20 protein-coding genes are annotated in these 24,889 nt (G+C 68.8%); 15 read left to right on the plus strand and 5 right to left on the minus strand.

Going from position 1 to position 24,889, the window contains the following annotated elements; all coding sequences use genetic code 11:
* The 4 genes from metH (at position 1) to ACIRS4_RS11595 (ending at position 8,111) form a co-directional block, all read left to right on the plus strand.
* On the plus strand, positions 1 to 3,516 hold the full coding sequence (gene metH / locus ACIRS4_RS11580; RefSeq protein WP_404193461.1) for a methionine synthase: 3,516 nt from the start codon (positions 1 to 3) through the stop codon (positions 3,514 to 3,516).
* 164 nt (positions 3,517 to 3,680) lie between these two features.
* Complete coding sequence (locus ACIRS4_RS11585) at positions 3,681 to 4,376, plus strand: HAD family hydrolase (protein WP_404193464.1); 696 nt, start codon at positions 3,681 to 3,683, stop codon at positions 4,374 to 4,376.
* Between the two features lie 459 nt (positions 4,377 to 4,835).
* Entirely contained in the window at positions 4,836 to 6,446 is a 1,611-nt protein-coding gene (locus tag ACIRS4_RS11590; protein WP_404193467.1) for an ABC transporter substrate-binding protein, read from the plus strand.
* A gap of 84 nt (positions 6,447 to 6,530) precedes the next feature.
* Positions 6,531 to 8,111 carry an ABC transporter substrate-binding protein gene (locus tag ACIRS4_RS11595; RefSeq protein WP_404193470.1) on the plus strand — a complete coding sequence of 527 codons (1,581 nt, stop codon included), beginning with the start codon at positions 6,531 to 6,533 and terminating at the stop codon, positions 8,109 to 8,111.
* A gap of 94 nt (positions 8,112 to 8,205) precedes the next feature.
* Here the strand turns inward: ACIRS4_RS11595 and ACIRS4_RS11600 are convergent, their stop codons facing one another.
* Complete coding sequence (locus ACIRS4_RS11600; RefSeq protein WP_404193472.1) at positions 8,206 to 8,877, minus strand: response regulator; 672 nt, start codon at positions 8,875 to 8,877, stop codon at positions 8,206 to 8,208.
* A gap of 14 nt (positions 8,878 to 8,891) precedes the next feature.
* Positions 8,892 to 9,860: a RecB family exonuclease gene (locus tag ACIRS4_RS11605; protein ID WP_404193475.1), complete on the minus strand. Its 969-nt coding sequence runs from the start codon at positions 9,858 to 9,860 to the stop codon at positions 8,892 to 8,894.
* A gap of 163 nt (positions 9,861 to 10,023) precedes the next feature.
* Between ACIRS4_RS11605 and ACIRS4_RS11610 the strand changes: the two genes are divergently transcribed.
* Positions 10,024 to 11,493, plus strand: a complete 1,470-nt coding sequence (locus tag ACIRS4_RS11610) for a site-2 protease family protein (RefSeq protein WP_404193477.1) — start codon at positions 10,024 to 10,026, stop codon at positions 11,491 to 11,493.
* Positions 11,494 to 11,541: 48 nt separating this feature from the next.
* Here ACIRS4_RS11610 and ACIRS4_RS11615 read toward each other — a convergent pair whose 3' ends face one another.
* Positions 11,542 to 12,162, minus strand: a complete 621-nt coding sequence (locus ACIRS4_RS11615; protein WP_404193480.1) for a class I SAM-dependent methyltransferase — start codon at positions 12,160 to 12,162, stop codon at positions 11,542 to 11,544.
* Positions 12,163 to 12,469: 307 nt separating this feature from the next.
* On the opposite strand from ACIRS4_RS11615, the gene ACIRS4_RS11620 reads away from it, so the two are divergent.
* Both ACIRS4_RS11620 and ACIRS4_RS11625 read left to right on the plus strand, forming a co-directional pair.
* The gene (locus ACIRS4_RS11620) at positions 12,470 to 13,372 is read left to right on the plus strand and encodes a tRNA (adenine-N1)-methyltransferase (RefSeq protein WP_130444212.1); all 903 of its coding nucleotides are present in this window, start codon (positions 12,470 to 12,472) and stop codon (positions 13,370 to 13,372) included.
* A 202-nt stretch (positions 13,373 to 13,574) separates the two neighbouring features.
* Complete coding sequence (locus tag ACIRS4_RS11625; protein ID WP_404193482.1) at positions 13,575 to 14,135, plus strand: hypothetical protein; 561 nt, start codon at positions 13,575 to 13,577, stop codon at positions 14,133 to 14,135.
* A gap of 96 nt (positions 14,136 to 14,231) precedes the next feature.
* Here the strand turns inward: ACIRS4_RS11625 and ACIRS4_RS11630 are convergent, their stop codons facing one another.
* On the minus strand, positions 14,232 to 14,537 hold the full coding sequence (locus ACIRS4_RS11630) for a ferredoxin (protein ID WP_130444216.1): 306 nt from the start codon (positions 14,535 to 14,537) through the stop codon (positions 14,232 to 14,234).
* Positions 14,538 to 14,780: 243 nt separating this feature from the next.
* On the opposite strand from ACIRS4_RS11630, the gene arc reads away from it, so the two are divergent.
* From arc to prcA, 6 genes are all read left to right on the plus strand, one after another.
* Positions 14,781 to 16,547 (plus strand): proteasome ATPase, encoded by a 1,767-nt coding sequence (arc, locus tag ACIRS4_RS11635; RefSeq protein ID WP_130444220.1) that lies wholly within the window; start codon positions 14,781 to 14,783, stop codon positions 16,545 to 16,547.
* 230 nt (positions 16,548 to 16,777) lie between these two features.
* A complete protein-coding gene (gene dop, locus ACIRS4_RS11640; RefSeq protein WP_404193486.1) occupies positions 16,778 to 18,289 on the plus strand; it encodes a depupylase/deamidase Dop in 1,512 nt (503 codons plus the stop codon).
* Between the two features lie 190 nt (positions 18,290 to 18,479).
* Positions 18,480 to 18,698, plus strand: a complete 219-nt coding sequence (locus ACIRS4_RS11645) for a ubiquitin-like protein Pup (RefSeq protein WP_130444223.1) — start codon at positions 18,480 to 18,482, stop codon at positions 18,696 to 18,698.
* Between the two features lie 49 nt (positions 18,699 to 18,747).
* Positions 18,748 to 19,353, plus strand: a complete 606-nt coding sequence (locus ACIRS4_RS11650; RefSeq protein WP_404193489.1) for an endonuclease VII domain-containing protein — start codon at positions 18,748 to 18,750, stop codon at positions 19,351 to 19,353.
* Entirely contained in the window at positions 19,305 to 20,150 is an 846-nt protein-coding gene (gene prcB / locus ACIRS4_RS11655) for a proteasome subunit beta (protein WP_404193492.1), read from the plus strand. The genes ACIRS4_RS11650 and prcB overlap by 49 nt, the downstream gene beginning before the upstream one ends.
* Positions 20,151 to 20,210: 60 nt before the next feature.
* Positions 20,211 to 20,960, plus strand: coding sequence for a proteasome subunit alpha (gene prcA, locus ACIRS4_RS11660; protein ID WP_404193494.1), 750 nt, complete (start codon positions 20,211 to 20,213; stop codon positions 20,958 to 20,960).
* A gap of 91 nt (positions 20,961 to 21,051) precedes the next feature.
* Here the strand turns inward: prcA and ACIRS4_RS11665 are convergent, their stop codons facing one another.
* Complete coding sequence (locus ACIRS4_RS11665; RefSeq protein ID WP_404193497.1) at positions 21,052 to 22,068, minus strand: LacI family DNA-binding transcriptional regulator; 1,017 nt, start codon at positions 22,066 to 22,068, stop codon at positions 21,052 to 21,054.
* An 87-nt stretch (positions 22,069 to 22,155) separates the two neighbouring features.
* On the opposite strand from ACIRS4_RS11665, the gene ACIRS4_RS11670 reads away from it, so the two are divergent.
* Positions 22,156 to 23,415 carry an MFS transporter gene (locus ACIRS4_RS11670; RefSeq protein ID WP_404193499.1) on the plus strand — a complete coding sequence of 420 codons (1,260 nt, stop codon included), beginning with the start codon at positions 22,156 to 22,158 and terminating at the stop codon, positions 23,413 to 23,415.
* Positions 23,416 to 23,424: 9 nt separating this feature from the next.
* Positions 23,425 to 24,786 carry a Pup--protein ligase gene (pafA, locus tag ACIRS4_RS11675; protein ID WP_030955459.1) on the plus strand — a complete coding sequence of 454 codons (1,362 nt, stop codon included), beginning with the start codon at positions 23,425 to 23,427 and terminating at the stop codon, positions 24,784 to 24,786.
* The last annotated feature ends 103 nt before the right edge of the window (positions 24,787 to 24,889 follow it).

Here is a 24,889-nt window from a genome sequence, read left to right on the forward strand (position 1 = left end):
ATGGCCTCAGTGCCGCCGACCCCTTCCGCCGACAGCCGGACCCGCGTGTCCGCGCTCCGAGAGGCCCTCGCCACCCGGGTGGTGGTCGCCGACGGAGCCATGGGCACCATGCTCCAGGCCCAGGAGCCCACCCTCGAGGACTTCCAGCATCTCGAGGGCTGCAACGAGATCCTCAACGTCACCCGCCCGGACATCGTCCGCTCCGTCCACGCCGAGTACTACGACGCCGGCGTCGACTGCGTCGAGACCAACACCTTCGGCGCCAACTACGCGGCCATGGCCGAGTACGACATCCCCGAGCGCGTCCACGAACTGTCCGAGGCCGGCGCCCGCATCGCCCGCGAGACCGCCGACGAGTACGCCGCCCGCGACGGCCGCACCCGCTGGGTCCTCGGCTCCATCGGCCCCGGCACCAAACTGCCCACCCTCGGCCACGTCGCCTACACCACCCTGCGCGACGCCTTCCAGCAGAACGCCGAAGGCCTCATCGCCGGCGGAGCCGACGCGCTCATCGTCGAGACCACCCAGGACCTCCTCCAGACCAAGGCGGCCGTCCTCGGCGCCCACCGCGCCCGCGAGCTCTCCGGCCTGGACCTGCCGCTCATCGTCTCCGTCACCGTCGAGACCACCGGCACCATGCTGCTCGGCTCCGAGATCGGCGCCGCCCTGACGGCCCTGGAGCCGCTCGGCATCGACATGATCGGCATGAACTGCGCCACCGGCCCCGCCGAGATGAGCGAGCACCTGCGCTACCTCGCCCGCAACGCCCGCATCCCGCTGGCCTGTATGCCCAACGCCGGCCTGCCCGTGCTCGGCAAGGACGGCGCCAGCTACCCCCTGACCGCGCCGGAACTCGCCGACGCCCAGGAGAACTTCGTCCGCGACTACGGCCTCTCCCTGGTCGGCGGCTGCTGCGGCACCACCCCCGAGCACCTGCGCCAGGTCGTCGAACGCGTCCGCGGCCTCACCCCCGCCGAGCGCAGCCCGCGCCCCGAGCCGGGCGCCGCCTCCCTCTACCAGAGCGTCCCCTTCCGCCAGGACACCTCCTACCTCGCCATCGGCGAGCGGACCAACGCCAACGGCTCCAAGAAGTTCCGCGAGGCGATGCTGGAGGCCCGCTGGGACGACTGCGTGGAGATCGCCCGCGAACAGATCCGCGAGGGCGCGCACATGCTCGACCTGTGCGTGGACTACGTCGGCCGCGACGGCGTCGCCGACATGGAGGAACTCGCCGGCCGCCTCGCCACCGCCTCCACCCTGCCGATCGTGCTCGACTCCACCGAGGTCGACGTCATCCAGGCGGGCCTGGAGAAGCTCGGCGGCCGCGCCGTCATCAACTCCGTCAACTACGAGGACGGCGACGGCCCCGAATCCCGCTTCGCCAAGGTCACCCGCCTCGCCCGCGAGCACGGCGCCGCGCTCATCGCCCTCACCATCGACGAGGAAGGCCAGGCCCGCACCCCGGAGAAGAAGGTCGAGATCGCCGAACGGCTCATCGACGACCTCACCGGCAACTGGGGAATCCGCGAGGACGACATCCTCATCGACACCCTGACCTTCACCATCTGCACCGGCCAGGAGGAGTCCCGCAAGGACGGCATCGCCACCATCGAGGCGATCCGCGAACTCAAGCGCCGCCACCCCGACGTGCAGACCACCCTCGGGCTGTCGAACATCTCCTTCGGCCTCAACCCGGCCGCGCGCATCCTGCTCAACTCCGTCTTCCTCGACGAGTGCGTCAAGGCCGGCCTGGACTCCGCCATCGTCCACGCCTCGAAGATCCTCCCGATCGCCCGGTTCGCCGAGGAAGAGGTCGCCACCGCCCTCGACCTCATCCACGACCGCCGCAGCGAGGGCTACGACCCCCTCCAGAAGCTCATGCAGCTCTTCGAGGGCGCCACCGCCAAGTCCCTCAAGGCCGGCAAGGCCGAGGAACTGGCCGCCCTCCCGCTGGACGAGCGCCTCAAGCGCCGCATCATCGACGGCGAGCGCAACGGCCTGGAAGCCGACCTCGACCTCGCGCTGGCCGAGCGCCCCGCCCTCGACATCGTCAACGAGACCCTCCTGGACGGCATGAAGGTCGTCGGCGAGCTCTTCGGCTCCGGCCAGATGCAGCTGCCGTTCGTCCTGCAGTCCGCCGAGGTCATGAAGACCGCGGTCGCCCATCTCGAACCGCACATGGAGAAGTCGGACGCCGAGGGCAAGGGCACCATCGTCCTGGCCACCGTGCGCGGCGACGTCCACGACATCGGCAAGAACCTCGTCGACATCATCCTGTCCAACAACGGCTACAACGTCGTCAACCTCGGCATCAAGCAGCCGGTCTCCGCGATCCTCGAAGCCGCCGAGGAACACCGCGCCGACGTCATCGGCATGTCCGGGCTCCTGGTCAAATCCACGGTGATCATGAAGGAGAACCTGGAGGAGCTCAACCAGCGCGGCCTGGCCGCCGACTACCCCGTCATCCTCGGCGGCGCCGCCCTCACCCGCGCCTACGTCGAACAGGACCTCCACGAGGTCTACGAAGGCGAAGTCCGCTACGCCCGCGACGCCTTCGAGGGCCTGCGCCTGATGGACGCCCTCATCGGCGTCAAACGCGGCGTCCCCGGCGTCAAGCTGCCCGAACTCAAGCAGCGCCGGGTCCGCGCCACCGCCGCCGCCGAAGTCGAGGAACGCCCCGAGGAAGGCCACGTCCGCTCCGACGTCGCCGTCGACAACCCGGTCCCCGAACCGCCGTTCTGGGGCACCCGCGTCATCAAGGGCATCCAGCTCAAGGAGTACGCCTCCTGGCTGGACGAAGGCGCCCTGTTCAAGGGCCAGTGGGGCCTGAAGCAGGCCCGCACCGGCGACGGCCCCACCTACGAGGAACTCGTCGAGACCGAGGGCCGGCCCCGCCTGCGCGGCCTCCTCGACCGGCTCCAGACCGAGAACCTCCTCGAAGCTGCCGTCGTCTACGGCTACTTCCCCTGCGTGTCCAAGGACGACGACCTCATCCTCCTGGACGAGCACGGCAACGAACGCACCCGCTTCACCTTCCCCCGCCAGCGCCGCGGCCGCCGCCTGTGCCTCGCGGACTTCTTCCGCCCCCAGGAATCCGGCGAGACCGACGTCGTCGGCCTCCAGGTCGTCACCGTCGGCTCCCGCATCGGCGAGGAGACCGCCAAGCTCTTCGCCTCCGACTCCTACCGCGACTACCTCGAACTCCACGGCCTGTCCGTGCAGTTGGCCGAGGCACTCGCCGAGTACTGGCACGCACGCGTACGTTCGGAACTCGGCTTCGCCGGCGAGGACCCGGCCGACATCGAGGAGATGTTCGCGCTGAAGTACCGAGGCGCCCGCTTCTCCCTCGGCTACGGCGCCTGCCCCGACCTGGAGGACCGCGCCAAGATCGCCGAACTCCTCCAGCCCGAGCGGATCGGCGTCCACCTCTCGGAGGAGTTCCAGCTCCACCCCGAGCAGTCCACCGACGCCATCGTCATCCACCACCCGGAGGCCAAGTACTTCAACGCACGGTGACGACCCCCGCACCGTGTGCGCCCGGCGACCGCGTCACACGACGTGGCGCGCCACACCCAGCACACTGATCGGATAAGTCGTACACTGGTCGATCCCCTGCAGGCCGGTTGCCTCTTCGCGAGAAAAGGGCAGCCGGCCTGCTCGTCCCTCCAGGAGGTACGTGGATGACCAGTACGGTTCCCGCGCTCGGCACACGGACGGCCGAAGGCTCTGCCCTGCAGGCCGTGCTCCTCGACATGGACGGCACCCTGGTCGACACCGAGGGCTTCTGGTGGGACGTCGAGGTCGAGGTCTTCGCCGGCCTCGGACACACCCTCGACGACTCCTGGCGCCACGTCGTCGTCGGCGGCCCCATGAGCCGCAGCGCCGGCTTCCTCATCGAGGCGACCGGAGCGGACATCACCCTCCCCGAACTCGCCGTCCTGCTCAACGAGGGCTTCGAGGACCGCATCACCCGCACCCTGCCCCTGATGCCCGGAGCCGCCCGCCTCCTCGCCGAACTCGCCGAACACGAGGTCCCCACCGCCCTCGTCTCCGCCTCGCACCGGCGCATCATCGACCGCGTCCTCACCTTCCTCGGCCCGCAGCACTTCGCCCTCACCGTCGCCGGCGACGAAGTCGCACGCACCAAGCCGCACCCCGACCCCTACCTGTTCGCCGCCGCCGGCCTCGGCGCCGACCCCGCCCGCTGCGCCGTCGTCGAGGACACCGCCACCGGCGTCGCCGCCGCCGAGGCCGCCGGCTGTCACGTCGTCGCCGTCCCCTCCGTGGCGCCCATCCCGCCCGCCGCCCGCCGCACCGTCGTGCCCTCACTCGAACACGTCGACCTGACATTCCTGCGCGGCCTCATCACCGTCTGAAGATCACCGGCGGCGCGCCGGCGACGGAAAAAGAGCGAACGTTCACCCAGCGTGAAGCAGCGGCGACAACGGAAATTCGGCAGCGTGCGCACGGTGAATTCGAACCATCACCGACGGCTGAATTCCGCTTCCGGCGCACCCCCCGGAACCTGTGACGTTCCCCACGCGGGACGGGGTCGACACCAGCGCCGCCGTGTGCTGCCCGCCCCCGCACAGGGGGTCCCCACGCGCCCATGTGTCCCGATTGGTCAGACGCTGCACGAAACATTCCCCGCTCGGGTTTTCGGTCCGTCCGCACCCGGTTTCGCAGCGTGATGGGCTTTCAACTCCGGTGCCCGCGAACCGCCGTGCCGACCCGGACTAACCTCGACGCGAGAACAACGCACTTACCCCCGTGACCCGCCGCGACACCCCTGCATGCCGGGTACACGGACTTGAGAGCTCTGGAGAAACTCGAGCATGAACCGCAAGACTTTGGTGCTGCCGGCCGTCGTCGGTCTGCTCGCGCCCGCGCTCGCCGCGTGCGGCGGGTCCGACAGCGGCAGCGGCGGCGACGACGGCGCCATCGTCGTCGGCACCACGGACCGGTTCACCGCCACCAAGGACGCCCCCGCGCCGTTCGACCCCGCCTACTCCTACGACGTCGGCACCTGGAACGTCCTGCGCCAGACCGTGCAGACCCTGATGATCCAGCCCAAGGGCGACGGCGACCCCGTCCCGGAGGCCGCCCAGAGCTGCGGCTTCACCGACAGCGGCAACGAACGCTACGCCTGCAAGCTCCGCGACGGCCTGAAGTTCTCCAACGGCGACGCCGTCACCGCCGAGGACGTCAAGTTCTCCATCGACCGCGCCCGCGCCATCAAGGCCGACTCCGGCGTCTTCGCCCTGCTGTCCACCATCGACACCGTCGAGACGCAGGGCGACAACGAGGTCATCTTCCACCTCAAGACCGCCGACGCCACCTTCCCGTTCAAGCTGTCCACCCCCGTCGCCGGCATCGTCAACCCCGCCGACTACGACAAGGGCAAGCTCCGCGACGGCTTCGCGATCGACGGCTCCGGGCCCTACACCCTGAAGACCGAGACCGACGGCGACGCCGTCACCAAGGCCGTCTTCACCAAGAACCCCGACTACAAGGGGGTCCTCGACGTGAAGAACGAGAAGGTCGACATGGTCTCCTTCAAGGACGCCGACGCCATGGGCGCCGCCCTCGACAAGGGCGACATCGACGTCATGACCCGCACCATGACGCCGGAGCAGATCAAGAAGCTCTCCGACGCCGCCGGCGGCAACAAGGAATCCCTCGTCGAACTCGCCGGCCTGGAGATCCGCTACCTCGCCTTCAACACCAACGCGCCCACGGTCAAGACCAAGGCCGTCCGCCAGGCCATGGCCCAGGTGATCGACCGCAGCGAACTCGTCTCCGCGGTGTACGGCACCCAGGCCGAACCGCTCTACTCGCTGGTCCCGGCCTCGATCACCGGCCACTCCAACTCGTTCTTCAACACCTACGGCGACCCCGATCCCGCCAAGGCCAAGGCGCTCCTGAAGGAAGCCGACGTCAGCACCCCCGTGAAGCTGACCCTGAACTACACCACCGACCACTACGGCGCCGCCACCAAGCAGGAGTTCGAGCAGCTGCAGAAGCAGCTCAACGCCAGCGGCCTGTTCGACGTCACCATCAAGGGCACGCCCTGGGAGACGTTCGTCCCCGCCGAACGCAAGGGCCAGTACGACGTCTACGGCATGGGATGGTTCCCCGACTTCCCCGACGCCGACAACTTCCTCGCCCCGTTCCTGGACAAGGACAACTTCCTCAAGTCGCCCTACAACAACGGCGACATCATCGACGACCTCATCCCGCGGTCCCGCCGGGTGGCCGACCGGCTCACCGCGGCGAAGAGCCTGACGAAGATTCAGGACATCGTCGCCCGAGACGTCCCCGTCATCCCCCTGTGGCAGGGCAAGCAGTACGTCGCATCCAGCGACGACATCACGGGCACGGCCTACGTGCTCAACTCCTCCGCAACCCTCCAGCTGTGGGAGCTCTCCCGCGGCGTGAGCGGCTGACGCACCTCTCCTCGACGTCCCCGGGGCCGGGACCTGCGGCGGCCATGGCCCCGGGACACGAGAACGACGACAAGGCACACCTACGTGAACATGCGCAACCAGTGGCCGCTCCTGCCCATCATGGCGGGGCTGGCCTCCGGACTGCTGACCGGATGCGGCTCGCAGGACGGCGGCTCCGGCGGCGACGGCTCCTCCGTGGTCATGGGAATGTCCGACGAGGTCCTCGCCACGGACCCCGCCTCCGGATACGACCCGGGCTCATGGCTGTTGTTCAACAACGTCTTCCAGTCGCTGCTGAGCTTCCCCAAGGGAGGCACCGAGCCCGAGCCCGACGCCGCCAAGGAATGCTCCTTCACCGACACCCGGACCACGGTCTACAAGTGCACGCTGAAGGACAACCTGAAGTTCAGCAACGGTGACGCGCTCACGTCCGAGGACGTCAAGTTCTCCTTCGAGCGCATGCTGAAGATCAACGACGACGCCGGCCCGGCCATCATGTTCCCCATGCTCGACCAGGTCGAGACGCCGGACGAGACCACCGTCGTCTTCAAGCTGAAGGTCCCCGACGCCACCTTCCCCAGCAAGATCGCCTCGGGTGCCGGCTCCATCGTCGACCACCGCTCCTACGACGCGGACAAACTCCGCGAGGACGGCGAAGCCGTCGGCTCCGGCCCCTACAAGCTGGAGTCCTTCAAGGACGACGAGGCCGTGTTCTCCGTCAACGACAACTACGAGGGCACCGCCGACGTGCAGAACTCCGGCGTCACCCTCAAGTTCTTCAAGGGCGACCAGGGCGCCCTGAAGAAGGCCCTCCTCGCCGACGAGATCGACATCGCCTACCGCGGCCTCACCGCCGCCGACATCTCCGAAGTCGAACAGAGCACGGACAGCACGGGCGTCGAAGTCGTCGAAGGCACCAGCGCCGAAGTCCAGCACCTCGTCTTCAACATGGACGACCCGGTCGCCGGAAAGCTCGGCGTCCGCCAGGCCATCGCCCACCTCATCGACCGCGAAGCCCTGATCGAGAACGTCTACCGAGGCACCGCCACGCCCCTGTACTCGATCATCCCGGCCGGCATCGGCGGCCACAACACCGCCTTCTTCGACCGCTACGGCGCCCGCCCCTCCAAGGCCAAGGCAGCCGCCGCGCTCAAGGAGGACGGCATCACCGACAAGGTGAAACTCACCCTGTGGTCCACCCCCTCCCGCTACGGCCCGGCCACCGACGCGGAACTCAAGGCCATCGCCGCCCAGCTCAACGCCAGCGGCCTGTTCACCGCCGACGTCAAATCCGTCGCCTACGACCAGTACGAGAAGGACATCGCCGCCGGCAAGTACGGCGTCTACGTCAAGGGCTGGGTCCCCGACTACCCCGACGCCGACAACTTCACCGCCCCCTTCTTCGGCGAGGGCAACGTCCTGAACAACAACTACGCCAACGACACCATCACCGGGAAGCTCATCCCGCGCACCGCCGCCCAGAGCACCCGCTCCTCCACCGAGACCGACTTCGCCGAACTCCAGGACATCGTCGCCCGGCAGATGCCCGTCCTGCCCGTCTGGCAGGCCAAGCAGTACGCCGTCGTCCACGAGAACGTCTACGGCCTGGAGAACTGCCTCGACGCCTCCACGGTCTTCCGCTTCTGGGAACTCCACAAGGGCTGACCCGGCCGCCGCACCACCACGAAGGGCGCCCCTCCAGGGGGCGCCCTTTCGCCGTACCGCACCTCTCGAGCCCGCCGCACGGCTCCCACCAGGCCTACTGCGCGCCGGGACGCACCAGCCCGCTCTCGTAGGCGTACACCGCAGCCTGCACCCGGTCCCGCAGCCCCAGCTTCGTCAGCACATGGCCGACATGCGTCTTCACCGTCGTCTCACTGACGAACAGATCCGCGGCGATCTCCGCGTTCGACAACCCCCGCGCCACCAGCTTCAGCACCTCCACCTCACGGTCGGTCAGCGTGTGCAGCGTGTCCGGCACCGGCTCCTCACCCGACGGCAGATGCGTGGCGTACTTGTCCAGCAGCCTGCGCGTGATGCTCGGCGCCAGCATCGCCTCACCGTCGGCCACCACCCGGATCGCCTGCACCAGCTCGGTGGCGGGCGCGTCCTTCAGCAGAAACCCGCTCGCCCCCGCCCGCAGCGCCTCCACCACATACTCGTCGAGGTCGAACGTCGTCAGCACCAGCACCTTCGCCGGACCGTCCCGACCCGGCCCGGTGATCTGCCGCGTCGCCTCCACACCATCCATCCGGGGCATACGGATGTCCATCAGAACCACATCGGGCTGCAGCGCCCGCACCTGGTCGAGGGCCTGCAAACCGTCACCGGCCTCACCGACCACCGCGAGATCCTGCTCCGCCTCCAGAATCATCCGGAAGCCGGTACGCAGCAGAGGCTGGTCGTCGACCAGTAGGACGCGGATGGCCACGTAAGTCTCCTTAGTTAGTCCGGCCCCATTCTGCCCTGAGCGTCCGCCGCCGACCCGACCGCCCTCACCGGCAGCGGATACGGCGGGGGAGTCCCACCGAACTCCGGACAGTGCGCCCGGTGATCACACCAACCGCACAGCTTCGTCGGCCGCGGCCGCCACTCACCCGTCTCCGTGGCCCGGCGGATCGCCTCCCACAACGCCAGCAGCTTGCGCTCCACCCGCTCCAGATCGGCCACGAGCGGGTCGTACGTCACCACGTCACCGCTGCCCAGATACACCAGCTGAAGCCGGCGCGGGACGACCCCCTTCAGCCGCCACACCACCAGCGCGTAGAACTTCATCTGGAACAGCGCGCCCTCCGCGTACTCCGGCCGCGGCGCCTTGCCCGTCTTGTAGTCGACGATCCGCACCTCACCCGTGGGCGCCACATCCACCCGGTCGATGATCCCGCGCAGCGTCAGCCCCGACTCCAGCTCCGCCTCCACGAACAGCTCCCGCTCGGCGGGCTCGAGCCGGGTCGGATCCTCCAGCGTGAACCACCGCTCGACCAGCCCCTCCGCCTCCGCCAGCCACCCGGCCAGCCGCTCGCCCTCCGGATCGTCCGCGAACAGCTCCACCAGCTCCGGCCGCGACTCACGCAACCGGTCCCACTGACCCGGGATCAGCGACTTGGCCCGCGGCGCCGTCCGTTCCACCGCCGGAGCGTCGAACAGCCGCTCCAGCACCGCGTGCACCAACGTCCCCTTCGTCGCCGCCGCGCTCGGCTTCTCCGGCAGCCGGTCGATCACCCGGAACCGGTACAGCAGCGGACACTGCATGAAATCACCGGCCCGCGACGGCGACAGCGAAGCGGGCGCCACGGCGACCACCGCCTTCTCAGCCGCCCGAGACCCCACGCCCGCCTCCGACTCCACCTGCGCCTGCGACTCCACCACACCGCCCCCGACCGCCCCGGCCACCCGCTCGCTGCTGCTCTCCATGCCCCAGACCATACGGCCCGCCACTGACAGTCACCCACTCCGTCCGCGACGGCAGTGAAAACACAGGGGTGCCGGGGCGAAACACGCCACCACGGCCGCATACCATCGATCCCGAGACCCTTCCGCCCCGCAGGACGGAAGACGCTTCGAACGAGGGGACACCGTGGTGGAAAGCGGCGGGAACGGGCAGCCGCGGCCGGACAGCGAACAGCCGGCCAAGCCCCCCACGACACCGACCGAGGGCCCGCCCCCACCGGACACCCACACCCCGGCGCGCGACGACGCCCGGGCACCCGACGAAACCCCCGCACGCGAAGACGCCCCCGCACCGGCGGACGCCTCGCGACCCGCCGACACTCCCGCCCGCTCCCACGGCGACCTCCACCCCGAACGCCCCCACGCCCACACCCCGGGCGGCGCAGCACCGGGCCCCGCCCTCGGAGAAGCCCCCGACGGCAAAGGACGCCCCCCACGGGCCCCCGAACCCCGCGGCGGACTGCTCATGGGCCGCCCTTTCGGCGTGCCCGTCTACGTAGCCCCCAGCTGGTTCCTCGTCGCCGCCCTCATCACCTGGGTCTTCGGCGGCCAGCTCGACCGCGTGCTGCCCGAACTCGGCGCCGCCCGCTACCTCGTCTCCCTCTTCTTCGCCGTCGCCTTCTACGCGTCCGTCCTCATCCACGAACTCGCCCACACCGTCGCCGCACTCCGCTTCAAACTCCCCGTCCGCCGCATCCAGCTCCAGTTCTTCGGCGGCGTCTCCGAGATCGAGAAAGAAGCCGAGACCCCCGGCCGCGAGTTCTGGCTCGCCTTCGTCGGCCCCCTGCTCTCCCTCGTCCTCGCCGGCGTCTTCTACCTCGCCATGCAACCCGTCGAGCCCGGCACCGTCCCCGGCGTCCTCCTGGCCGGCCTGATGATCTCCAACCTCATCGTGGCGATCTTCAACCTCCTGCCCGGCCTCCCCCTCGACGGCGGCCGCATGCTCCGCGCCGTCGTCTGGAAGATCACCGGCAAACCCATGGCCGGCACCATCGCCGCCGCCTGGGTCGGCCGCGCCCTCGCCGTCTCCGTCCTCATCGGACTGCCCCTGCTCACGCAGTCCGGAGCCCTCGGAGACGCCGCCGAGGACAGCGTCGGCATGGACACCGTCATGGACGCCCTGCTCGCCGCCATCCTCGCCGCGATCATCTGGACCGGCGCCGGCAACAGCCTGCGCATGGCCCGACTGCGCGAACACCTCCCCGAACTGCGCGCCCGCAACCTCACCCGGCGCGCCGTCCCCGTCGAATCCGCCACCCCGCTCTCCGAGGCACTGCGCCGCGCCAACGACGCCGGCGCCCGCGCCCTGGTCGTCGTCGACGCCGACGGCGAACCGCTCTCCCTGGTCCGCGAGGCCGCCATCGTCGGCGTACCCGAACACCGCCGCCCCTGGGTCGCCGTCAGCGGCCTCGCCCAGGACCTCACCGACGGCATGCGCGTCTCCGCCGAACTCGCCGGAGAAGACCTCCTGGAAGCCCTGCGCGCGACACCCGCCACCGAATACCTCGTCGTGGAGGAGAGCGGCGCGATCTACGGCGTCCTGTCCGCGGCCGACGTCGAACGCGCCTTCGTCAAGGCGATGGCCCGCCCCAGCTGACGCCCCCGGCGGTTCCGGCCCTCAGGACCGGAACCGCCCCGGCCCGCCTCAGCCGGCCTTCGTCCCCACAAGGACGAACTCGTTGTACGGGAACACCTTCCCCACCGAGCGCGGGAACGGGAAGGAGAACGCCCGCGCCACCGTCAGACCCGCCTTGTCCGCATGCCGGCGCAACTCCTCGAAGCCCACGAAACGGACGTGCGTCGCGTCGGTCTTGTAACCGGCCTCCTGCGGAGTGATCAGCACCACCCGGCCCCCCGGCTTCACCAGCGGCAGATACTGCGCCAGCACATCCGCCCCCAGGGCCTCGTCCATGTGCTCCAGGACATGCGCGCACAACAGACTGTCGAACGAGCCCGGCTGGCAGTCCGGCGCCTTCGCCAGATCCTCCGGCACATACGCCGTCAGCCCACGCTCACGACACGTCGCCACCGAATGCTCGTTGTGGTCCACACCCACACTGTCCGGCCCGCAGTTCAACAGGTTCCGCCCCAGGCCACAGCCCACGTCGAGAACCCGCCCCAGCCGAAGCCGCTTCAGGTTCCACCGATAGGGCGCCTGCGTCGGCAGGAACCGCTTGATCCCCGAGGTTTCCAGCCGGGCGAGCCGCTTCGTGTAGTCGGAGCCCTCCGTGCTCGCCTCGGGCTTACCGTTCTTGGCCTCGGACATCGATGACCGCCATTCCCAGATGAGAGAGATCGACAACGGGCCACACGAGCGGAACCCACAAGGAAACCCCAAGCACGGACCCGCATCGCGTCCCGCCCTCGCGGTCCATGTCCCACCCGCCATGTGACCTGATCCACAAGGCTATGAGGCACAAGGGAACAGGTAAAGCCGAATCGGCCGATGCCCGCAAGCAAATTCGATGAGGCACCCCTCACCCCGGCCGCACCACCTCACCGGACGACCCCCGCACACCAGCCCCCACCCCACCGTGGTCGGCGACCCCCGCAAACGCCGGTAGTCTGGTCACATGTCCGAACCGACCGGTGCCGCCCGCAGGCGCGGGCCCTTCAAGGTCGGGGACCAGGTTCAGCTGACCGACCCCAAGGGCCGCCACTACACGTTCACGCTCGAAGCCGGGAAGAACTTCCATACCCACAAGGGTTCCTTCCCGCACGACGAACTGATCGGCGCACCCGAGGGCAGCGTGGTCCGCACCACCGGGAACGTCGCCTACCTCGCGCTGCGCCCCCTGCTCCCCGACTACGTCCTGTCCATGCCCCGCGGGGCAGCCGTCGTCTACCCCAAGGACGCGGGGCAGATCCTCGCCTTCGCCGACATCTTCCCCGGCGCACGCGTCGTCGAAGCCGGCGTCGGCTCAGGCTCCCTCAGCAGCTTCCTCCTGCGGGCCATCGGCGACGAGGGCATGCTGCACAGCTACGAGCGCCGCGAGGACTTCGCCGACATCGCCCGGCAGAACGTCGAACGCTACTTCGGCGGCCCCCACCCCGCCTGGCAGCTCACCGTCGGCGACCTCCAGGACAACCTGTCCGACCCCGACGTCGACCGCGTCATCCTCGACATGCTCGCCCCCTGGGAATGCCTCGAGGCCGTCTCCAAGGCCCTCGTCCCCGGCGGCATCCTGTGCTGCTACGTCGCCACCACCACCCAGCTCGCCCGGACCGTCGAGTCCATCCGCGAGATCGGCTGCTTCAACGAGCCGACCGCCTGGGAGTCGATGATCCGCAACTGGCACATCGAAGGCCTCGCCGTCCGCCCCGACCACCGCATGATCGGCCACACCGGCTTCCTGCTCACCGCGCGCCGCCTCGCCGACGGCGTCGAGCCCCCCATGCGCCGCCGCCGCCCCGCCAAGGGCGCCTACGGCGAGGACTACGCCGGCCCCAACGCCGACGCGGGAAACGGCCGCTGACACCGCACCCCCTCAACACCACGACGCCGTGACCGAGTTCCCCGCAACACCGCGGAACCCGGCCACGGCGTCACCGCGTTGACACCCCGCCCCACCCGACACCCCACCGGCCCCGCCCCGCACCCCGCCGTTCCCCCGCACTGTGACGTGTGGCACGATGCTGGCCACCCCACCCCCCGGCACAGCCCAGGAGACGCACCTCGTGCAGCAACCCGTCGTCCCGGAACTGGCACACACCCACGCCCGACCGGTCCACTGGGCAGCGACCGCCACCGCCCTGGCCGCCGTCATAGCCCTCTCCTCGGTCCTCGGGCCCCGGCCGGCGACCGCCGCCCAGACAGCCGACCCCCGCCCCGCCACGGCGCCCGCCACCACCGGAATCGACTTCCCCCTCCGCTGCGGCCCCGTCAAACCCCTCGTCGTCAAGAAAGCCACCGGAGACCTCGACGGCGACGGCAGGCCGGAGACCATCGCCGCCGTCCACTGCGACTCCGCCATGGGCACCCCGCCCGACGGCCTCTACGTCCTCACCCAAGGCGCCGACACCCCCCACCCCCGCCTCGTCGCCACCCTCCTCGACCCCAAGGAACGCCGAACCGTCACGGCCCTCACCGTCCAGGACGGCGCCGTCCTCGCCACCTACCTCGGCTACTCCTCGGCCGACGTGCCCAGTTGCTGCCCCGACGTCAAGGCCGACGCCAAGTGGCGCTGGAAGGACAACGTGTTCATCCGCTCCACACCCGCGGGCACCCACACCGTCTGACACCCGCCCGCCGCCCTCGACACCCCGCACAGCGGCCGGCGCCGACAACTCGCCCGTCAGGCAGGCCCCGCGACGTCACCCCACGCGCACACGCGCTCACTCCGCGTCAGGGCCGTACACCTCGACGCTGTCCGAAACCCTTCGCACATGGATGCACTCACCCGGACACTCCCGCGCCGAATCCACCACATCCGTCAGCAACGGCAGCGGAACCGGAGCCGACGCCCCCGGAGCCTGCAAAAGCTCCTCGCCCGCACCCTTCACATACGCCAGTCCGTCGATGTCCAGCTCGAACACCTCCGGCGCGTACTGGGCGCAGATGCCGTCACCGGTACAGAGATCCTGGTCGATCCAGACCTCCAGAGCTTCACCGCCGACAACCGCGTCCTGCTGCACGCCCATATCTCCTGCCGTTTAGAACCGAGCCCCACGGGAACCATGCGGGCCCTGACGGGTGTTGAACACTTCGACCCTACCTCTGGCAGCTTTCCAATCATGTTCGGTGGGTATTCCCCTGGCGTGAGGGAGAGCGCAAGGGTGAAGATCGGACACACCCCGACAGTCTTTGTGATCTAGGGGTTTCAATCGACACCCACCCAGGTAGGGTCTGGAAGCGTCCAGCTCCCCTTGGAGGAGGTGAGGACCGTGGCAGCCCACGACGACGACATGAACCGCGGCATCCGCCCGGGACGAGGGTCCGACGACCCGGCCGGGCAGATTGCCTACCTTGAGCAGGAGATCGCCGTCCTGCGACGCAAGCTCGCCGACTCTCCGCGACACACGAGGATTCTCGAAGAGCGGATCGTCGAGCTGCAGACCAACCTGGCCGGCGTGTCCGCTCAGAACGAGCGACTCGCCAACACCCTCCGCGAGGCCCGCGACCAGATCGTGGCCCTCAAAGAGGAAGTCGACCGGCTCGCCCAGCCGCCGGCCGGCTTCGGAGTCTTCCTGCAGGCCAACGAGGACGGCACCGCCGACATCTTCACCGGAGGCCGCAAACTCCGCGTGAACGTCAGCCCCGGCGTCGAGCTCGAAGAGCTCCGACGCGGCCAGGAACTGATGCTCAACGAAGCGCTCAACGTGGTCGAAGCCATGGAGTTCGAGCGCGTCGGGGACATCGTCACCCTCAAGGAGATCCTCGAGGACGGCGAACGCGCCCTGGTGCTCGGGCACACCGACGAGGAACGGGTGGTACGGCTCGCCGAGCCGCTGCTGGACGTCACCATCCGCCCCGGCGACGCCCTGCTGCTCGAACCCCGCTCCGGCTACGTCTACGAGATCGTCCCCAAGAGCGAGGTCGAAGAACTCGTCCTCGAAGAAGTCCCCGACATCGGCTACGAACAGATCGGCGGACTCGGCGGCCAGATCGAAGCCATCCGCGACGCGGTCGAGCTGCCCTACCTCTACCCCGACCTGTTCAAGGAGCACGAACTGCGCCCCCCCAAGGGCGTCCTGCTCTACGGACCCCCCGGATGCGGCAAGACGCTCATCGCCAAAGCCGTCGCCAACTCGCTGGCCAAGAAGGTCGCCGAGGTCACCGGCCAGGCCGCGGGCAAGAGCTTCTTCCTCAACATCAAGGGACCCGAGCTCCTCAACAAGTACGTCGGCGAGACCGAACGCCAGATCCGCCTCGTCTTCCAGCGAGCCCGCGAAAAGGCCAGCGAGGGCACCCCCGTCATCGTCTTCTTCGACGAGATGGAATCCCTCTTCCGCACCCGCGGCTCCGGAGTCAGCTCCGACGTCGAGAACACCATCGTCCCGCAGCTCCTCGCCGAGATCGACGGCGTGGAAGGCCTGCAGAACGTCGTCGTCATCGGCGCCTCCAACCGCGAGGACATGATCGACCCGGCGATCCTGCGCCCCGGCCGGCTCGACGTGAAGATCAAGATCGAGCGCCCGGACGCCGAGGCCGCCAAGGACATCTTCGGCAAGTACCTCACCGAACGCCTCCCGCTGCACTCCGACGACCTCGGCGAGCACGGCGGCAGCAAGGCCACCACCGTCGACAGCATGATCCAGACGGCAGTGGAACACATGTACGCCGAATCCGAGGAAAACCGCTTCCTGGAAGTCACCTACGCCAACGGAGACAAGGAAGTCCTCTACTTCAAGGACTTCAACTCCGGCGCCATGATCGAGAACATCGTCGGCCGCGCCAAGAAAATGGCCATCAAGGACTTCCTCGAAAAGAACCAGAAGGGCCTCCGCGTCTCCCACCTCCTCCAGGCCTGCGTGGACGAGTTCAAGGAGAACGAAGACCTCCCCAACACCACCAACCCCGACGACTGGGCCCGCATCTCCGGAAAGAAGGGCGAACGGATCGTCTACATCCGCACCCTCATCACCGGAAAGCAAGGCTCCGACACAGGGCGCTCCATCGACACGGTGGCCAACACCGGACAGTACCTGTAAAACCAGGGCGGCTGCGGGTGCCCTCCACGGGGTACCCGCAGCCGACTGCTTTTCGGGCCACGGCTGGAGCAGCCAATGACGCAAATGATCTCCCCACCAGCGCAGAGCCGTTCTAGGCTCTTCCGTACCGCCGGGCGCAGTGCGGGGACGGGCACCGCACACGCACCGGAGCACCCGCGGTACTGGAGTGGCGCCCACGACCGAGGGCGCCGCCGGGCAAGGAGGGCCGCATGACCGTACGGCGAGTAATGGGCATCGAGACGGAGTACGGGATCTCCGTCCCCGGCCACCCCAACGCCAATGCCATGCTCACCTCATCCCAGATCGTCAACGCCTACGCGGCCGCGATGCACCGGGCCCGCCGGGCCCGCTGGGACTTCGAGGAAGAGAACCCCCTGCGCGACGCCCGAGGATTCGACCTCGCCCGCGAGGCCGCCGACGCCAGCCAGCTCACCGACGAGGACATCGGCCTCGCCAACGTCATCCTCACCAACGGCGCCCGCCTCTACGTCGACCACGCACACCCCGAATACAGCGCCCCCGAAGTCACCAACCCCCGCGACGCCGTCCTCTGGGACAAGGCCGGCGAGCGCATCATGGCCGAAGCAGCCGAACGCGCCGCCGCACTCCCCGGCGCGCAGCCCATCCACCTCTACAAGAACAACACCGACAACAAGGGCGCCTCCTACGGCACGCACGAGAACTACCTGATGAAGCGGGAAACCGCCTTCTCCGACATCGTGCGCCACCTCACGCCCTTCTTCGTCTCCCGCCAGGTCTTCGCCGGAGCCGGCCGCGTCGGCATCGGCCAGGACGGCCACGAACACGGCTTCCAGCTCAGCCAGCGCGCCGACTACTTCGAAGTCGAGGTCGGCCTGGAGACGACGCTGAAACGCCCCATCATCAACACCCGCGACGAACCGCACGCCGACGCCGAGAAGTACCGCCGCCTCCACGTGATCATCGGCGACGCGAACCTCTCGGAGATCTCCACCTACCTCAAGCTCGGCACGACGGCCCTCGTCCTGTCCATGATCGAGGACGGCTTCATCGCCGTCGACCTCGCCGTGGACCAGCCCGTCCGCACCCTCCACCAGGTCTCCCACGACCCGACGCTCCAGCGCCTCGTCACCCTCCGCAGCGGACGCACGCTCACCGCCGTCCAGCTCCAGATGGAGTACTACGAGCTGTCGCGGAAATACATCGAGGAACGGTACGGCGCGGACGCCGACGCCCAGACCAAGGACGTCCTGGCGCGCTGGGAGGACACTCTCACGCGCTTGGAGAACGACCCCATGAGCCTCGCCGGCGAACTCGACTGGGTCGCCAAACGCGAACTCATGGAGGGCTACCGGCGCCGCGACGACCTGGACTGGGACGCCGCCCGCCTGCACCTCGTCGACCTCCAGTACGCCGACGTACGGGCCGACAAGGGCCTCTACAACCGGCTCGCGGCCCGCGGCCGCATTAAGCGGCTGCTGGACGAGACCGAGGTCGAGCGGGCCAAGGCCAAGCCCCCGGAGGACACCCGCGCCTACTTCCGCGGCCGCTGCCTGGAGCAGTACGCCGACGACGTCGCCGCGGCCTCCTGGGACTCGGTCATCTTCGACCTTCCGGGTCGGGACTCGCTCCAGCGGGTCCCAACCCTCGAACCTCTTCGCGGAACGCGAAATCACGTCAAGGAACTCCTGGACCGCTGCCGGACCGCAGAAGACCTGGTCAGGGTCTTGTCGGGCGGCTGACCGGGTACTCGGCCGGACCCGGGCGAGCGGGGTGAGAGCCCCGCCGTCCGGGAATCATCGAGGTGGCGCCCGTACGTTCCAGGAACTGCGGGGCCGATGTCGGACCCGGCTTGTAGGGTCTGATCATCACCGATCGGCAGGAAAGCCGACCTGTCGACCCATGTCGGGCGAACTGAGCGGGGTGAGGGTAATGGCGACCAAGGACACCGGCGGCGGCCAGCAGAAGGCGACGCGCTCCACGGAGGAGGTCGAAGAGCAGGCCGCGGAGACGCAGGCCTCGGACGACCTCAAGGAACGCCAGGAGAAGCTGAGCGACGACGTCGACTCGGTTCTTGACGAAATTGACGATGTACTCGAGGAGAATGCCGAGGATTTCGTGAGGTCCTTCGTGCAAAAAGGCGGGCAGTGAAGGCCTGAGGCCGGTCAAGCCTTCGAAATGAAGGAGCGGGGGAGTGGGAGTGGCCGGCGAGCCGAGCGCGAAGCAGTGCGGGAGGTGCGGACGAGATCTTCCCGCCACTGCCTTCGCGCGAGACAGGAACCGGCGCGACGGGCTTCAGCCGCACTGCCGGGAATGCGTGGCGGCCTACAGCGCCGCGCATTACCGGCGGCGTCAGGCAGCTAAAGGCAAGACGGTTCGCGAGATGGTGGACGTGCCTGACGGGCACAAGCTCTGCCGGACGTGCGGCGAGATCAAGCCCCACACCGAATGGCATCGCAATGCCACTGCCTCCGACGGTCTGTCGACGCGCTGCAAGGCGTGCCGTGCGGCGCAGGGCCGGAAGGACCATCTGAAGCGGAAATACGGCATCACCGAAGCCCAACGCGACGCGTTGGTCGCCTCTCAAGGGGGCGTCTGCTGCATCTGTCTGGCAGCGGTGCCCGAGCATGTGGATCACTGCCATCAGACGGGTAGGGTCCGTGGCGTACTGTGCTTCAGCTGCAATGCAGCACTGGGGCAGTTCAAGGATCGGCCCGATGCCATAAGGCGGGCTGCCGCTTACGTGGAAGGAATCGCGTGGAAGCCAACACTCGTAGCACCGGGCGTCTACCGGCTGCCTTCCTGACGCCTGGGTCCTCGTCCTTCATGGACTTTCTCTCCGAGCACCAGCCGGAGCTGCTGCCGGGCAAGCGGCAGCTGCCGCCGACGCAGGGTGTCATCGAGGCGCCGCACGGGACGACGATCGTGTCCGTGACGTTCCCGGGCGGTGTCGTGCTCGCCGGCGACCGTCGGGCGACGATGGGCAACGTCATCGCGCAGCGGGACATCGAGAAGGTGTTCCCGGCGGACGAGTACTCCGCGGTGGGCATCGCCGGCACGGCCGGTCTGGCGGTGGAGATGGTGAAGCTGTTCCAGCTGGAGCTGGAGCACTTCGAGAAGGTCGAGGGCGCTCAGCTGTCGCTTGAGGGCAAGGCGAACCGGCTGTCGACGATGATCAGGTCGAATCTGGGCATGGCGATGCAGGGGCTGGCCGTGGTGCCGCTGTTCGCCGGGTTCGACGTGGACCGGGGCAAGGGGCGGATCTTCTCCTACGACGTCACGGGCGGGCGTTCGGAGGAGCAGAACTACGCGGCGACCGGTTCCGGTTCGATCTTCGCGCGTGGTGCGATGAAGAAGCTGTTCCGTGAGGACCTGACCGAGGAGCAGGCGACGACACTGGTGGTGCAGGCGCTGTACGACGCGGCTGACGACGATTCGGCGACGGGTGGTCCGGATGTCGCCCGCCGGATCTTCCCCATCGTCACGGTGATCACGGAGGACGGTTTCCGCCGGCTCACGGAGGACGAGTCGTCGGAGATCGCCCGCTCGATTCTGGCGCGTCGTCTGGAGCAGCCGGACGGTCCGCGGGCGGCGCTGCTGTAGTGGGCCGGTTCCGCTGGTTCAGGTGATCGAGTGACTTTCACAGAAAGGGACGGATAACCGGTGTCGACGCCGTTCTATGTCTCACCTCAGCAGGCGATGGCCGACCGCGCGGAGTACGCGCGGAAGGGCATTGCCCGTGGTCGCAGCCTGGTCGTGCTGCAGTATGCCGACGGGATCGTGTTCGTCGGCGAGAACCCGTCCCGTGCGCTGCACAAGTTCAGCGAGATCTATGACCGGATCGGCTTCGCCGCGGCCGGTAAGTACAACGAGTACGAGAATCTGCGGATCGGTGGTGTGCGGTACGCGGATCTGCGGGGGTACACCTATGACCGTGACGATGTGACGGCGCGTGGTCTGGCGAACGTGTACGCGCAGACGTTGGGCACGATCTTCTCTTCGGCGGGTGAGAAGCCTTACGAGGTGGAGTTGGTCGTGGCGGAGGTCGGGGTGACTCCGGACGGGGATCAGATCTACCGGTTGCCGCATGACGGTTCGATCGTGGACGAGCACGGTTCGGTCGCGGTGGGCGGTAACGCGGAGCAGATCAGCGGTTACCTGGATCAGCGTCATCAGGACGGCATGAGTCTTGCCGAGGCATTGAAGCTGGCGGTGCAGGCGTTGTCGCGGGACACCAACGGTACGCAGCGGGAGATTCCGGCGGAGCGTCTCGAGGTGGCGGTGCTGGATCGTACGCGGCCGCAGCAGCGGAAGTTCAAGCGGATCGTGGGGCGTCAGCTGGGGCGGTTGCTGGAGTCGAGCGGTGCCGTGTCGGAGGCGGAGAGCGCTGAGGAGTCGGAGGACGACTCGTAGGCGTCGGTCCGGCCTCGATGTGTCCTGGTTCTGTGCCCCGGTCGGTCCGCCGTCCGGGGCGCAGGGCGTTTCCAGGGGGCTTCTGAGGCGTTCAGGGGGTGTGTGGGGGCGCTGTGGAGCCTCTGGTGATGAGGTGGACGGGAATGTCTTCCGCGTCCGGTGTGCGGCCTTCCAGGACGGCGAGGAGGGCGTGCATGCCGCGTTCGCCGAAGAGTTCGGCGTCGAGGCGGACGGTGGTGAGTTCGGGGTCGAGGGCGCCGGCGAGGGCGAGGTCGTCGATGCCGGTGACGGAGAGGTCGTCGGGGATGCGGAGGCCGAGGCGGCGGGCGGCTTTGTAAGCGCCGGCGGCGAGTTTGTCGTCGTCGCAGATGACGGCGGTGGGGCGGTTGTGGGGGTTGCGGAGGGCGGTTTCGGCGGCGGTCAGCGCGGCGTCGATGGAGATGGGGGCGGGTGCCGTCCGCAGGGTGGTTCCGGGTGCCGCGGCGAGCCGTGCGGCGAGTTGGCGTGCCCGCAGGTGGAAGGTCCAGGAGGGGATGTCGGCGGCGAGGTGGAGGTAGTGGCGGTGGCCGAGGTGGAGGAGGTGGTCGGTGATCTGGCGGACGCCGTCGGCGATGTCGAGGTTGACGGTGGCCGCGGCGGGGTGGGCGGCGGGGTCGCTGTCGAGCATGACGAGGGGGAGTTGGTCGCCGCTGATGGCGGTGAGGGCGTCGGCGGCCATGGAGGAGGCGATGACGCCGTCGAGGGCGGCTTGTGCGGAGGCGAAGGGGTCGCGGGCGGGGCCGACGCCTTCGGGGGAGGGGTAGAGGACGACGCCGAAGCCGTGTTCGGCGGCGACGCGGGCGGCGCCGGTGTAGACGCCGGCGAAGAATTCGGTGGTGAGGGCGGGGACGACGAGGAGGACGGTGCGGGTGCGGCCGAGGCGCAGGTGGCGGGCGGCGAGGTTGGGGCGGTAGCCGAGGTCGCGGGCGGCCTGGCGTACGCGTTCGGCTGTGGTGGCGGAGACGCGGCCCTGCCATTTGTCGCCGAGGACGAGTGAGACGGTGGCTTGGGAGACTTCCGCGGCTTGGGCGACGTCGCGGCTTGTGGGGCGGGTGCTGCCTCGTGCCACCGTGGGCCTTCTCTTTCGTCTGGACTGGTGAACAGCGCACATGGTACGTATGACGAACGACGTTATACGTACAACTAAGGTGGTTCGATGGCGGCGGGATACGGCGAGATCCTCAGGGCGAGGCATGCGGCGCGGCTGCTCGCGGGCACGCTCGTGGGGCGGTTGCCGAACGCGACGGCCGCGATCGCGATCGTGCTGTTCGTGCGGGGCGAGGGCGGCGCCTACGCCCTGGCGGGCGCGCTGGCCGCGGTGTACGGCGTGGCCAACGCGGTCGGTCAGCCGCTGCTGGGGCGGCTGGTGGATCTGTACGGGCAGCCGAGGGTGCAGTTGCCGGCCGCGCTGGCGTCGGCGTCGGCGATGGCGGGGTTCGCCCTGTCGGGCACGGGGGTGCTGCCGCTCGCGTATGCGGCCGTGGCGGCCGCGGGGCTGTTCACGCCGCCTCTGGAGGGCGGTCTGCGGGCGTTGTGGCCGTCGGTGCTGCGCCGGGAGGAGCAGGTGCACACGGCGTACGCGTTGGACGCGGTGGCGCAGGAGGTGATGTTCACCGTGGGGCCGCTGCTGGTGACGGTGTGCGTGTCGCTGTGGTCGCCGTCGGTGGCGCTGCTGGTCATCAACGCCATAGGGGTGCTGGGGGCGCTGTCGGTGGTGGTGTCGGCGCCTTCGCGGGCGTGGCGGTCGGCGCCGCGTGAGGCGCACTGGCTCGGTGCTCTGCGGTCGCCGGGGCTGCTGGTGCTGTTGGGGGCCTTTCTGTTCGTGGGAGTGGCGCTGGGTTCGATCACGGTGGCCGCGGTGCCGTATGCGGACGAGCACGGCGGTGACGTGGTGTACGGCTGGCTGATGGCGGCGGTGGGTCTGGGGGCGTTGGTGGGCGGTCTGGCGTACGGGGCGCGGGAGTGGCCGGGTGCGCCGGAGGGGCGGTTGCGGGTGCTGGTGGGGTTGCTGGCGGTGTGTTATCTGCCGTTGACGCTGATGCCGGGTGCGGTGGCGATGGTGGCGCTGACGGCGTTGGCGGGGGTGTTTCTGGCGCCGGCGTTGGCTTGTGCTTTCGTGATCGTGGACCGTCACGCTCCGCGCGGCACGGTGACGGAGGCGTTCTCGTGGCTGGTGACGATGTTCACCGTGGGGATGTCGGTGGGGACGGGTGTGGCGGGGCCGGTGGTGGAGCGGGGCGGTGCGGTGTGGGGGTTCGCCGTGCCGGGGGCCGCGGGTGCGGTGGCGTTGTCGGTTTTGCTGGCCGGGGGGCGGGTACTGGCGGTTCCCGTGGGGGGCGGGGTCGTTGCGGCTTCATCGGAAAATGATCCGAACCGTGCTGTCGAACCCCGTTTCAGTTCTGGTGATCGGGCGTAATGTTCAGTCATGGACCGCCGCATTTTCGGGCTGGAGAACGAGTACGGCGTCACGTGCACGTTCAGGGGACAGCGCCGCCTGTCGCCTGACGAGGTGGCGCGGTACCTCTTCCGCCGTGTCGTGTCATGGGGCCGTAGCAGCAATGTCTTTCTGCGGAACGGCGCCCGCCTCTATCTTGACGTGGGATCGCATCCGGAATACGCGACGCCGGAATGCGACAACGTGACCGAACTGGTCACTCACGACAAGGCCGGCGAGCGCATTCTCGAAGGACTCCTGGTGGACGCGGAACGACGCCTGCACGAGGAAGGAATCGCGGGCGACGTCTACCTCTTCAAGAACAACACGGACTCGGCGGGCAACTCTTATGGTTGCCACGAGAACTATCTGGTGGCGCGGCACGGGGAGTTCTCCCGGCTCGCGGACATCCTGATTCCGTTCCTGGTGACCCGGCAGCTGCTGTGCGGCGCGGGGAAGGTGCTGCAGACGCCCCGTGGGGCGGTCTACTGCGTCAGCCAGCGTGCCGAGCACATCTGGGAGGGCGTGTCGTCGGCGACGACGCGTTCCCGGCCGATCATCAACACCCGCGACGAGCCGCACGCGGACGCCGAGCGCTATCGGCGACTGCATGTGATCGTGGGTGACTCGAACATGTCCGAGACGACCATGCTCCTGAAGGTCGGTGCGACCGATCTGGTGCTGCGCATGATCGAGGCGGGCACCGTGATGCGTGATCTGACGCTGGAGAACCCGATCCGGGCGATCCGTGAGGTCAGTCATGACATCACGGGCCGGCGCAAGGTGCGGCTGGCGAGCGGCCGCGAGGCCTCCGCGCTGGAGGTGCAGCGGGAGTACTACGAGAAGGCGGTGGACTTCTGCGAGCGCCGCGGCATCCGCACGGGCACCGTGGAGCAGGTGCTGGAGCTGTGGGGCCGCACGCTGGACTCGATCGAGTCGGAGGATCTGGACCGGATCGGCACCGAGATCGACTGGGTGATGAAGTACAAGCTCATCGAGCGGTACCGGGCCAAGCACAACATGACGATGTCGCATCCGAGGGTGGCGCAGATAGACCTCGCCTACCACGACATCCACCGCCGTCGCGGGTTGTACTACCTGCTGGAGAAGAAGGGTCAGGCGGCCCGGATCTGCAACGACTTGAAGATCTTCGAGGGCAAGTCGGTGCCGCCGCAGACGACTCGGGCGCGGTTGCGCGGTGACTTCATCCGGCGGGCGCAGGAGCAGCGCCGCGACTTCACGGTCGACTGGGTGCATCTGAAGCTCAACGACCAGGCGCAGCGGACGGTGTTGTGCAAGGACCCGTTCCGTTCGGTGGACGACCGGGTGGAGAAGTTGATCGCCGGGATGTGAGCGGGCGCGTTGCGCCCTCGTGGCCTGGGGCGGAACGTGTGTGGGGCGCCGTGCGTTGTGCGTACGGCGCCCTTGCCGTGTCGCGTGAGCCTCGGATCGGCGG

The organism is Streptomyces sp. NPDC101166 (assembly GCF_044768125.1).
Lineage (GTDB): Bacteria > Actinomycetota > Actinomycetes > Streptomycetales > Streptomycetaceae > Streptomyces.

Coding starts and splice junctions, on each gene's coding strand:
- metH (WP_404193461.1), top strand. CDS start 1: ATGGCCTCAGTGCCGCCGACCCCTTCCGCCGACAGCCGGACCCGCGTG.
- ACIRS4_RS11585 (WP_404193464.1), top strand. CDS start 3,681: ATGACCAGTACGGTTCCCGCGCTCGGCACACGGACGGCCGAAGGCTCT.
- ACIRS4_RS11590 (WP_404193467.1), top strand. CDS start 4,836: ATGAACCGCAAGACTTTGGTGCTGCCGGCCGTCGTCGGTCTGCTCGCG.
- ACIRS4_RS11605 (WP_404193475.1), bottom strand. CDS start 9,860: ATGGAGAGCAGCAGCGAGCGGGTGGCCGGGGCGGTCGGGGGCGGTGTG.
- ACIRS4_RS11615 (WP_404193480.1), bottom strand. CDS start 12,162: ATGTCCGAGGCCAAGAACGGTAAGCCCGAGGCGAGCACGGAGGGCTCC.
- ACIRS4_RS11620 (WP_130444212.1), top strand. CDS start 12,470: ATGTCCGAACCGACCGGTGCCGCCCGCAGGCGCGGGCCCTTCAAGGTC.
- ACIRS4_RS11630 (WP_130444216.1), bottom strand. CDS start 14,537: ATGGGCGTGCAGCAGGACGCGGTTGTCGGCGGTGAAGCTCTGGAGGTC.
- dop (WP_404193486.1), top strand. CDS start 16,778: ATGACCGTACGGCGAGTAATGGGCATCGAGACGGAGTACGGGATCTCC.
- ACIRS4_RS11645 (WP_130444223.1), top strand. CDS start 18,480: ATGGCGACCAAGGACACCGGCGGCGGCCAGCAGAAGGCGACGCGCTCC.
- ACIRS4_RS11670 (WP_404193499.1), top strand. CDS start 22,156: ATGGCGGCGGGATACGGCGAGATCCTCAGGGCGAGGCATGCGGCGCGG.
- pafA (WP_030955459.1), top strand. CDS start 23,425: ATGGACCGCCGCATTTTCGGGCTGGAGAACGAGTACGGCGTCACGTGC.